6 protein-coding genes are annotated in these 11,673 nt (G+C 46.5%); all 6 read left to right on the plus strand.

Annotated elements, in window-relative coordinates:
• Window positions 1–176 precede the first annotated feature (176 nt).
• The 6 genes from KOD92_RS05160 (at window position 177) to KOD92_RS05185 (ending at window position 11,633) form a co-directional block, all read left to right on the plus strand.
• Entirely contained in the window at window positions 177–3,200 is a 3,024-nt protein-coding gene (locus KOD92_RS05160; RefSeq protein ID WP_215232421.1) for a SusC/RagA family TonB-linked outer membrane protein, read from the plus strand.
• 17 nt (window positions 3,201–3,217) lie between these two features.
• A complete protein-coding gene (locus tag KOD92_RS05165; RefSeq protein WP_215232422.1) occupies window positions 3,218–4,714 on the plus strand; it encodes a RagB/SusD family nutrient uptake outer membrane protein in 1,497 nt (498 codons plus the stop codon).
• Between the two features lie 388 nt (window positions 4,715–5,102).
• Window positions 5,103–6,038 carry a hypothetical protein gene (locus tag KOD92_RS05170; protein ID WP_229254529.1) on the plus strand — a complete coding sequence of 312 codons (936 nt, stop codon included), beginning with the start codon at window positions 5,103–5,105 and terminating at the stop codon, window positions 6,036–6,038.
• A gap of 204 nt (window positions 6,039–6,242) precedes the next feature.
• Window positions 6,243–8,030, plus strand: coding sequence for an FAD-dependent oxidoreductase (locus KOD92_RS05175; RefSeq protein WP_229254530.1), 1,788 nt, complete (start codon window positions 6,243–6,245; stop codon window positions 8,028–8,030).
• A gap of 16 nt (window positions 8,031–8,046) precedes the next feature.
• Complete coding sequence (locus tag KOD92_RS05180; RefSeq protein ID WP_229254531.1) at window positions 8,047–9,066, plus strand: FAD:protein FMN transferase; 1,020 nt, start codon at window positions 8,047–8,049, stop codon at window positions 9,064–9,066.
• 20 nt (window positions 9,067–9,086) lie between these two features.
• Window positions 9,087–11,633 (plus strand): glycoside hydrolase family protein, encoded by a 2,547-nt coding sequence (locus KOD92_RS05185; RefSeq protein ID WP_229254532.1) that lies wholly within the window; start codon window positions 9,087–9,089, stop codon window positions 11,631–11,633.
• The last annotated feature ends 40 nt before the right edge of the window (window positions 11,634–11,673 follow it).

The following is an 11,673-nucleotide window of genomic DNA, read 5'->3' on the forward strand; positions in this document are numbered from 1 at the left end:
AGATAAGGTTTAAATGGCCTTGATTCCGCCATCCCTGCTCGTTAATTTCATTCAAAAACGCTCAGATCACACCGAATTGCAGGCCGCATTTCACATTCGCGTGTCGCTTCAATACTAAAGAAATCTGACCTGAATTGAATTATTCCGTTATCCACTCTAACCCTATATTCTTTAATATGCAGAAAAAAATACGCGTTTTGCTTGGGCTCTTATGCTTGTCGCTGAGCCTCGCACAGATCACTTACGCCCAGTCAGGCAATGTCTCGGGAAAGGTGAGTGACGAAAAAGGGGAAGGCGTCCCCGGAGCCAGCGTTACCGTTAAAGGCACGCAGGTGGGAACACTTACCAACGTCGACGGTACTTACTCCGTCGATGCGCCGGCAAATGCTACTTTGGTTTTTTCATTTGTAGGTTACCTGAAAGAAGAAGTCGCCATCAACAACCGCTCAACCGTAGATGCCGTTTTGAAAGTTGATACAAAATCATTGGAAGAAGTGGTCGTGGTAGGCTATGGAACGCAGCGAAAAGTGGAGACTACTGGTTCGATCGCCTCGATTAAATCGGATGAACTCACGCAGTTACCTATTACTAACGTAGCGCAGGGACTTCAATCCCGCGTTTCGGGTGTGCAGATCAACCAAAACTCCGGCTCACCCGGCGGTAATATCAGTGTGCGGATCCGGGGAACAAACTCCATCAATGGAAATGCAGAGCCGCTTTATGTGATTGACGGAATTCAGATCTCAAACAGTGGCGGGATTAATGATGTGAGCCCGCTTTCTACCATTAACCCCAATGATATTGAATCAGTTGAAGTTTTGAAAGACGCTTCTGCCTCCGCCATTTACGGAGCCCGTGCAGCCAATGGGGTTATCCTCATTACGACAAAACGTGGCAAAGCAGGAAAAACCAACGTATCTATCGAAAGCTATTACGGTGTGCAGCAGGTAACCAAAAAACTGGATGTGCTCAACGCAGCCGAATTTGCGCAGCTCGAAAATGAAACATTCAAAAACAAAGCTTATCCCGATCCGGCGGGCCTGGGAGAAGGTATTGATTGGCAGGACCTTATCTTCCAGAAAGCGCCGATCCAGAATCACCAGCTAACGATCAGTGGCGGTACTAAAAAAACACAGCTGTCGATTTCGGCCAACTACTTCGATCAGGATGGGGTGATTATTAATTCAGATTTCAAACGGTTCACCTACCGCCTTAATGTCGATCACAATGTCAGCAAAAAACTGCGCGTGGGTACCAGCGTGATGGGAAGTTTTTCCAATAACAATGGGATTGATGCCGGCAGTACAAGCGTTGGAGACGCGGGTGTTGTAACCGGAACCGTGCTCGGAGCGGCAATAGGTGCCCCGCCAACTTTGCAGCCTTACAAACCCGACGGTTCTATATTCCCGTTTGCGGAACAGGGTAACGGACAATATCGCGAGGTAATTAATCCATTGAATTACACTTCCATCTTGCAGAAGCGCAATTTCAAGCGCGCATTGATCAACCTTTATGGAGAATATACAATCCTTCCCGGACTTACCTACCGTGCATCTTTCAATGCAGATCTAGATTCCAGAATTTACGATACATACCTGCCGATTTCCATTATAGCCGTAAAAGACCGTAATGATAATTCAGGAACTGCTAATAAATTCAATTCCAACTTTTTGGGTCTGCTTCATGAAAGCGTGCTTTCCTACGGTACCAAAATCGGTGATCACCACAGCTTGAAATTCACAGGTTTGTTCGCTACCCAGGTTGAGAAATATAACAACAATCAAATCAGTGCGAACGGTTTTCCCAACGATGCAACCAGAAATGAAGCACTTCAGTTGGCATTGAACAGGACGGTATCGAGTTCCCGGAACATGCAGCGGCTGGATTCTTACATGGGCAGGGTTAATTATGGTTTCAAGGACCGATATTTTGTGGACGTTACTGCCCGTGTAGATGGTTCGAGCAAGTTTGGAGCCAATCACAAATACGGATTTTTTCCTGCAGTATCGGCAGCATGGCGACTTATTGAAGAGCCTTTCATGAAAGATGTGAACTGGCTATCGGACCTGAAACTGCGCGGTAGCTACGGTATTACAGGAAATGCAGGCGGAATTGATCCATATCAATCTTTGGCGACAGTTCAGTCTGGCGGCGGCTACGACATCAATCATACGTACTTCACTGCTATTCGTCCTTCCGGAATTTCAAACCCTGATCTGCGCTGGGAGAAATCGACACAGACCAACATCGGTATTGATGCTAGTCTGCTTAATAACCGCTTCTCTCTAATTGTCGATTACTATATCAAGAAAACCGAAGACCTTCTTTATATCAAAACTCTGCCGCTTTCATCAGGTTACAGCAGCATTACGGGAAACTACGGTTCGCTGGAAAACAAAGGACTTGAAATCGCAGCAAGTGCAAACCTGCTCGACGGACCGGTAAAATGGAGCATTAATGGAAACCTGACCATTAACCGGAATAAAGTACTGGATCTGGACGGCGGAACAACTGACGAAAGATTTATCACTAACTATACGGTACTAAAAGTGGGTCAGCCGCTTGGTGTATTCAAAACTTACGTTTTTGACGGCATCAACCAGACCGGCGAAGCCATTATACCAGGTTACGACGGCAGACTTGGGGGGCACAAGGTGAAAGACCTCAATAACGATGGCGCTATCAATTCAGCAGATCAGATCATTACGGGTAATCCAAATCCGAAGTTCATTTACGGTTTCTCTACAAATCTTACCTTCAAAAACTTTGACCTGAGCGCCTTTTTCTCAGGAACAGAAGGAAATGACATTTACAACGTCAGCCGCCTTTCATTCGAGAACCCACTTGGCCAGCGCAATCTTTTCCAGGGTGTAGAAAACCGTTGGACACCTGAAAATCCGAGCAACCAATATGTAAGTCCGGCAGTAGCTGGCCGGTTGCCGATTTCTTCCTATGCGGTGGAAGATGGTTCGTACCTGCGTTTCAAAAACCTGATGCTGGGCTACACCCTCCCGACGATCAAAGGGATCAGCAGAATCAGAGTTTATGTGAGCGGCAACAACCTTTTCACATTCACGAAATACAGCGGCTTCGATCCGGAAGTGAACACTTATGCCAATTCCAATACAACAATCGGAATTGACAACCTGGTTTACCCACAGTCGAAATCATTCCTTGGAGGCATTCAGCTTACTTTTTAAGCCCTAAATTTTGAATTATGAAACTTTCTAAAATAGCATTCAAGAAAATACTTCTGCTCGTCGCGCTTGCGCTGGGAACCGGCTCCTGCCAGTTAGACGAAGAAATTTACTCTTCAATTTTCGTCGAATCCTTTTACAAAACAGCTTCGGATTCTGAAAAAGGCTTACTGTCCGTTTACGATGCATTGGGCGGTCTTTACGGCGGCCCGGCAGCAACGATGGTACCGGATTTCAGCGCAGACCAGATTTACCCGAGAGGTGTTGTGGGCCGTAATTCACTCACCCTGTTCACCGTAGAACCCACTTATACCATTCAGAAAAGTGCCGGTCGCACCAACGAATCTCCTCAGCAGCTCTGGATTTCTTCATATAGTGGAATCGAAAGGGCTAACTGGATCATTACCAAAGTTCCCGACGCAACAATGGATGAAACGCGTAAGAAACAGATCTTGGGAGAAGCTTATTTCCTAAGGGCATTTTACTTCTGGACGCTTGCCAAAAACTTCGGAGATGTGGTGGTAAAAACTGAACCCAGCGTAACGGAAGCAGAAGCGTATGCACCAAAAAGCGCAATGGCGGATGTTTACAAACAGATTTACAGCGACCTGGATCAGGCAGGGCAAGCGGGGCTTGCCTCCTATCCTGCCAATGAAAAGGGCCGCCCTTCCAAGGAAGCAGTAGATGCGCTTTATGCCAAAGCTGCCCTTTACAATCAGGATTGGGCAAAGTCGCTGGAAAAGGCAGAGACTGTCATCAATTCTGGCAAATATGGTCTGCTGCCTAATGTAATTGATGTTTTCAGTTATCTGAAGGAAGATGAAGCGCGCCGTGAAAATATATGGGCTTATGAAGCGGATCCTATCACGCCAGGGAACGGGCACCAGCTTACCAGTCTGGCCGGACCAGTCGGAAGTGCGGGAGTTGAATATGCAAAAACATCTTACGGCTCCATGTTCGCCTACATGTCGTTCTTCAACTCATTCGATCCAAAGGACAAGCGCAGACAATTACTGGACACTACTTTTATCGATAAATCGGGAAAATGGGTTCCTCAGCGGAGCATTACACCTATTACTACCGACGCTGTTTTGATTAAAAAATACCAGGATCCCGTTTCCAGCACAGGTTTGATCCCGAACATACCTATTCTGCGGATGGCGGATGTTTACCTCATTGCAGCAGAAGCAGAGGCGCGTTTGAACGGACCTTCCGCGAAAGCTTACGAGTATATCAATGCAGTCCGCACAAGAGCCGGCGTCGCTGAGCTGGCAAAAGGACTGACCAAAGATGCGTTTATTGACGCTGTCATTCAGGAAAGATCATGGGAACTGTTTGCCGAAGGCGACCGCTGGTATGACCTCACAAGAACCGACAAGTTCCAAACCGTGATTGCCAAAGCAGTGAATTCGGTGTATCCGACGCGACCAGTTCAGCCAAAAAACAAATACTTCCCGATTCCGCAGGACGAGATTAATGCAAATCCGCAGCTGGAACAGAATGCGGCTTGGAAGTAGGGTTCAATTTTGAATGATTGAATGATTGAATGAGTGAATGAGTGAATGAGTGAATGAATGAATGATTGAATGACTGAATGATTGAATGATTGAATGACTGAATGAGTGAATGACTGAATGATTGAATGACTGAATGATTGAGTGATTGAGTGATTGAGTGACTGAGTGACTGAGTGACTGAATGAGTCAATGAGTGAATGGGCGCTGCCGTGTTATTGAATCATCGCAATCCGGCCGCAGAGCGGCCCCCTGTTTCTAGAATCGCAAAGGCCACAAACAATGTCGAGCTCCGGAGGAGCTTCCTGTTAACGACGAAAACGCTTACTGGCTCAGGCAATAAACCCGGCACCAGCGCAAACCAATTTTACCAAACCAATGTGAATACAATATGCTAAGTGTCGCTTTCTTCCTATCACTTTTTCTGAATAACCCCTCCTTCGTTCCTAAGAATGAGAAGGTGAAGGAATTCAGGATTGTGGAGAATGACACTTTGACTTACACATTGAAACTCGCGCTCGACGACAAAGGCCGGCCGCAGTATTTTTTCAGGAATATCTTCACACCGGTTTGCTATACCAATGAATGCAAACCGGTGTATATCAATTTTTACTGGGATTTACTGGGTAATTATGTACGTTTTGATCTTCCCAAAAACAAGGTGCTCACGAAGGTCGATCACGACGAGTTTAAGGAAGAGGATTACCAGAAGTTGCAGGACATTCTCGCGCAGCCCAACTCCATTTTCGCCGAGTTAAAAATGGAAGATCTGATTGCAAAAGGCACCGAAGACCTTACAGACTCCGTGGATGTGAAAGCCGGTGCTACATTGAAGACCATCAAAAATCAGGTGATCGACGGGGCCGTTTACACCTGCTATACGCTTTGGCAAATCGCTTACGGAAAGGCGGTACCCGAGATGCGGAAGATCATTGAAAGCTACACCGACGATAAGTTGCTACACAGCTTCCTGACCAGCAACAATTACCATTATCAGTATTGGGCAATGGAGAAAGTGGTGAGCAAGGATGGAAATGTGCAAAAAGCATTTGAAGCAGATTTGCAGCAGATCATAGCCGGCAAAAACATTTTTACTGCCAAACATGCCTTGCAACATGTGAACAATCGCTTTTTCGAAAGCGAAGCGAGACAGACCTGGCTCTGGGAAAGTTATCAGAAATCTGCCTATCCATTGCAGATCACGATATTAAAGAAGCTGGCAAACATCCCGCTGACTAACTCCCTCATCAACAATCTCAAAGCCGCATTACCCAATGCAAACCAGGAACAAGCTTCGCTAATCAATCAAATACTAGCAAAAAACTAATTCATGAAAACAAATAACAAATTCCTAAACCCATCAAAAATCCCCGGGCTTAAGCCCGGGGCAATTGATTTCTTATTGCAACTCTGTTGGCTAACGCCAACGGGAGAGACAGATCTTTTATTCAATTCCCGTCGGCTTCAGCCAACGGAAAATACTATTGAGAATACTATTGAAAAGACAAGGGGAAAGATGGTTGGATGTACAATGATATTACTCTTGTTTCTCTTCTCTCTTTCTGTCTCTGCTCAAAATCATGTATTCGTCGAAACAGAATCTTTCACCGACAAAGGCGGCTGGGTGATTGATCAGCAATCTTTTGTGGTAATGGGCTCGTCTTACCTGATGGCGCACGGTATGGGGCGGCCCGTCAAGGATGCAACTACGACTATTCAGTTCCCTAAAACAGGGAAATACCGGATGTGGGTACGCACAAAAGACTGGGCGCCATTCCCGAAAGGCCCGGGAAAGTTTCAGCTCCTGCTCGATGGGAAAGCTGTCGGTCAGGTATTTGGTGAAAGTGGGTCGGATGAATGGAAATGGTATGATGCCGGGCAAATGGACCTGAAAGCCGGACAGGTTAACATAGCTATGAAAGATCTGACGGGCTTCAATGGCCGTTGCGATGCGATTTTATTTACTGATGATTTAAAATTTACCCCGCCGAACAAGCTGGAAGAACTAACTGCATTCCGCAAAAAGCTGCTGAACCTGACCGACAAACCTGTTGAAGCCGGCCAGTATGATCTGGTGGTAGTTGGCGGAGGGATCGCCGGGACTTGCGCTGCGATTTCAGGTGCGAGAATGGGGCTTAAAGTGGCATTGATCCAGGACAGACCCGTTCTGGGAGGTAATAACAGTTCTGAAATCCGCGTGCATTTAATGGGCGACGTAGATAAAAACCATTACCCGAAACTCGGCCGCATTGTGCGCGAAATGGACAATGGTGATCCCGGAAACGGAAATCCTGATGCAAAAGAATATGGTGACGCACGCAAGATTTCAATCGTAAAAGCCGAGCCTAATATTTCGCTGTTCCTAAACACGCATGTTTATAAGGTTGAAAAAGAAAACGATATCATCACGGCGGTAGTGGGCCGGGATATTGCTACGAATAAGGAAACGCGTTTCGCAGGCTCCTTCTTTTCGGATTGCACCGGCGACGGAACGATCGGTTTCCTGGCTGGCGCGGAGTTCAGAATGGGACGTGAGAGCAAGGCTGAAACAGGCGAATCGCTGGCGGCAGAAAAGGCTGATGATTTTACCCTAGGCACTTCCAATTTATGGGCTTCCTTACCTCGCGACACCGTTTCGTCCTTCCCCGAAACACCCTGGGCAATCCAGTTTTCGGACGAATACCACATTGACGAACCCAAGGCTGACTGGCAGTGGGAAACCGGTTTTGGTAACTTCAATACCATTACCGACGCCGAGAAAATCCGCGATCACAACTTACGTGCGATCTACGGAAACTGGTCTTATCTGAAAAAGAACAAAGCTGCAAAATATGGCAAGCACGAGCTGGCTTGGGTGGCTTACATTGGTGGAAAAAGGGAATCAAGGCGCATTATTGGCGACCATATCCTGAACCAAATGGACATTCAGGAAGGCAAGTTTTACCCTGACGGTTCAGTAACTGCTACATGGACCATCGACCTGCATTTCCCCGACGCGAAGAATAGCAAATACTTCGAAGGTCAGGAGTTTTTTGCAGGAACAAAACACATTAAAGTTGCACCTTACACGATCCCTTACCGCTGTTTATACTCCAAAAACATCCAGAACCTGTTTATGGCAGGGCGGAATATCAGTACCACGCACGTTGCCTTCGGCAGCACGCGGGTAATGCGTACCTGCGGCATGATGGGCGAAGTAGTGGGCTTTGCGGCATCTTTGACTAAAAAGTACAGAACCACACCACGCGGCGTATATGAGCAACATTTGCCAGAATTAATGGGGATCCTAAAAGGAGAAACCCTTGCCCCGCAGCCTTGAGTAACAAACTGATCTGATGATTTTGAAAATTCCGGTTGCGCTTTTTTTAATGCTATTTCAAATGCTCGTTCCTGCGGTGAATCCAAAAGCCGCCCGGAACGAGCCGATGATCTCCATTTCGGGCGAGGCGCAGGGTACTACTTATCACATCAAATATTTTGATAGTCAAAACCGGAATTTCAAATTACAGATTGACTCCATTCTCGCAGATTTCGACAAGTGCCTTTCCTTGTACCGTAAAGATTCAGAGATAGTTGCATTCAATAATGGTACTGGATCTCATCGATTCAAATCAGCCCATTTTTATCCCGTTTTACAAAAATCCCTGGAAATACACGCAGCTACAAACGGCGCCTTCGACCCTACTATCATGCCACTGACGGAAGCCCTGGGATTTGGTGCAAAGCGAACCAATCCCGAGCTGGCGAATGTAGACTCACTGCTTCAGTATGTTGGTTTTGAGAAAATTAACTTCAACTCAGATTCGATTTTTAAGGCAAATACAGGAGTCAGGCTCGATATGAATGGGATTGCGCAGGGGTACTCGGTAGATGTGGTGAGTACATATCTCAGAAGCCGGGGTATTGACCGGTTTATGGTGGAGATTGGTGGCGAAGTGGTGTGTTCGGGAAATAAAAATGAGAACATTCCCTGGATAGCGGGGATTGAACATCCGCTGAAACGCGGGCAACTGTTTGCGACTGCGAAACTCACTGATCTGGCAATGACGACAGCTGGTAATTACAACAATCATTTTACAAGAAATGGCCGCGTTTTCAACCATATTATTAATCCAAAAACAGGTTCAATGGAAGAAACATCGCTGCTGAGCGTGACCGTTTTTGCCAAAGACGCGATGACCGTCGATGGTTACGACACCGCCTTTTTTGTAATGGGACTGGAAGCGACAAAGGAATTTTTATCAAAACAAAATCACCTGGAAGCTTACCTGATCTATACCGACGAAGAAGGGAAAATTAGCAGTTATGTAACTAACGGAATAAAGGATTTTATCAGAGAAATACCTAACCCATGAAATTAATCACGACGATATCAATGGCTCTCCTAATCTCAGGAGCAGCTTTTGGACAGAAAAAGTACCCGAATAGTCTCAGTAACGAGCACATCAAAATAGCATGGCAAGGAGCCGCGAACGGTACATTTCCGATCGCTGTTTTGCAGGTCAAAAAAGATGGAAAATGGATCGACGGGCCCAAGCCTTCCGGTGAATACACTTTACTGTATTCTCCGACAAAACCTTCTCCTGAACCTACCGAAAGCTTTGAAAAAACGACCGGTGGAAAATTTCCGGAAGAAACATATACCTACCAGCGCGAACAATGGAAGGAAAGTATCAACGATGTTTCGTTGAATAAAGCCGGTCAAGCGATACATTTTATGCCGGGTAAAATGCTAATTAAATCAGATGCGATCGAGTTTTCCAGGGAAACGGAGGTAGCGAGTATTACCAGCAACTGGCAACTCGACCCGAAAAATCAGACGGATGTATTGGTTAAAATGACGATTAGAGCCAAGGTGAAAGGTTTCTTTTCAATGGCCACTCCTACTCTCGGTACCGTTGCCAAAGAACAACTCGCGTGGACTTCGGTACCAGGCTATTTCCAGGGAAATGCATTACAGAAGAATTTTGCGCTCGCTTATACATACGGTCACGGCGTGCCCGACCGTCCGGTGATTTACCGCGAGCGTTGTGCGAGTACATTGAGCCCGCTGGTAACTACCAAAAATGGCGTGACTTTATCAGTAATTCCGGAGCCCGGACTGGCACGGGATCCCTGGAAAAAAGACAAGATCACGCAAACTGACTGGCATATCGGCTTATCGCACATGAACCGGAAAGGTCAGCTTGCGCCTACTATTTACTATCCTGTTTTGGGTGAAGAAAAATCAGAACTGAATGCAGGTGAAGAATTTACCTTTTCTTTCAGGTACAGCATTATCGCGGGCGATTGGTTTCAGGCGATCAAACACGCGGCCAATGATATATACCAGTTCGACGAAACGCTGGCTCTCCGCAAAAGCAAACAATCACTGACAGATCGCATTGAAAAAATGCATTTGTATCTCACTGACCCCAAAACTTCACTTTGGAATATTGAAGAATTTAAAGGAAAACAAATAGGCGCGCAATCGTACCTCGGCGGCGTGGTAGGTTCGCAAAAAGATGCCATGAAAAATTCGGATTATGGCGCGATGTGGATGCTGGCCCACGCGACCAACGATCCCGAGCTGACTAACAAAGTGCTTCCTCCCGCCGAAAATTTCAAGCTTGTGCAGCAGCAAACCGACGAAGGCTTTTTCAAGGGATCTGTGGAAGGTCAGTATTATCTGGCTAAGAAGAAAAAGTTTGTTGAAGAATGGGGAGAAGTCGTTGAACCAATGGCACTTACTTATTATGTAATGCTGGATATCGGCAACATGCTCCTTTTTGAACCAGATAACCAGGAGCTTAAAACGCGGCTGAAATATGGCGCTGACAGGCTATTGAGCTGGCAAAAATCCGATGGAAGCTGGGCAGTTGCTTACGATCGCAAATCAGAAAAAGAGACATTTAAAGACATTAAAGATGTGCGTCCCACTTTTTACGGAATGATCGTTGCTTACCGCATTTTAAAAGATGATAAGTACCTGAAAGCCGCGCAAAAAGGAGCTGACTGGTTTATCAAGAATGCAGTAGAAACCGGCTCTTTCCTCGGTGTTTGCGGCGATGCGCGTTATGCACCTGATTTCGCTACCGGGCAGTCGGCGCAGGCTTTATTGGATCTTTATGATTTGACCAAAAACAAAAAATACCAGGACGCGGCTGTTACCTGCGCCAAGATTTACACTACTTCCATTTACACACATCCTATCGCCAATCATACTCCTAAAACGGTCAACGGAGTTGCTCGGGAAGACTGGGAAATCAGCCAAACTGGCCTCAGTTTCGAGCACGGCGGCATTTTTGGCTCGGCTACACGCCACGGCCCTATTCAGCTGGCGAGCCACGCGGGGATGTTTATCAGGATGTACAAACTAACCGGCGAGCAGATTTTCGCAGATATGGCGCGCTCGGCTGCAATCGGCCGCGATGCATTTGTGGACAGCAAAACCAGTGTTGCTTCTTACTACTGGAATGCGATGAACCGCGGCGCCGGCCCGTACCCGCACCACGCCTGGTGGCAGATCGGCTGGATCACGGATTACTTATTATCGGAAGCGGTGTTGAGATCCAATGGAAAAATCAGCTTCCCGAGAGGCTTTGTCACCCCGAAAGTTGGTCCGCACCAGACTTATGGTTTCGAGCCGGGAAATGTGTTTGGAGATAAGGCGAAGCTGGTGATCAAAGCCGGGCTGGCCACACCGGATAATGCTGCTATCGAATGCATTACCGCGCAATCGACCTCAAAAAATAGTATTTACATTATCCTGATGAATAACAGTTCCTCAGCAACGGATTTTGCATTGAAGATTGATGAATCCAAAATCGGCGATTCCAAAAAAATCAGTGCAATGAAATGGCTGGAAGACAATCAACCTGCAAAGATTGATCAGATAACAATTGCCCCATTTTCACAAAAAACAATTGAAATCTCATTTTAACCGGTTTCCGTCGCCTGAAGGCGGCGGCAATTGATTCTTG

It is taken from the genome of Dyadobacter linearis, from assembly GCF_907165045.1.
In the GTDB taxonomy this organism is placed as follows: Bacteria; Bacteroidota; Bacteroidia; order Cytophagales; family Spirosomataceae; genus Dyadobacter; species Dyadobacter linearis.

Excerpts from the sequence above, each read along its gene's own strand:
- KOD92_RS05175 (WP_229254530.1), top strand. The coding sequence starts at position 6,243 with ATGATATTACTCTTGTTTCTCTTCTCTCTTTCTGTCTCTGCTCAAAAT.
- KOD92_RS05180 (WP_229254531.1), top strand. The coding sequence starts at position 8,047 with ATGATTTTGAAAATTCCGGTTGCGCTTTTTTTAATGCTATTTCAAATG.
- KOD92_RS05165 (WP_215232422.1), top strand. The coding sequence starts at position 3,218 with ATGAAACTTTCTAAAATAGCATTCAAGAAAATACTTCTGCTCGTCGCG.
- KOD92_RS05170 (WP_229254529.1), top strand. The coding sequence starts at position 5,103 with ATGCTAAGTGTCGCTTTCTTCCTATCACTTTTTCTGAATAACCCCTCC.
- KOD92_RS05160 (WP_215232421.1), top strand. The coding sequence starts at position 177 with ATGCAGAAAAAAATACGCGTTTTGCTTGGGCTCTTATGCTTGTCGCTG.
- KOD92_RS05185 (WP_229254532.1), top strand. The coding sequence starts at position 9,087 with ATGGCTCTCCTAATCTCAGGAGCAGCTTTTGGACAGAAAAAGTACCCG.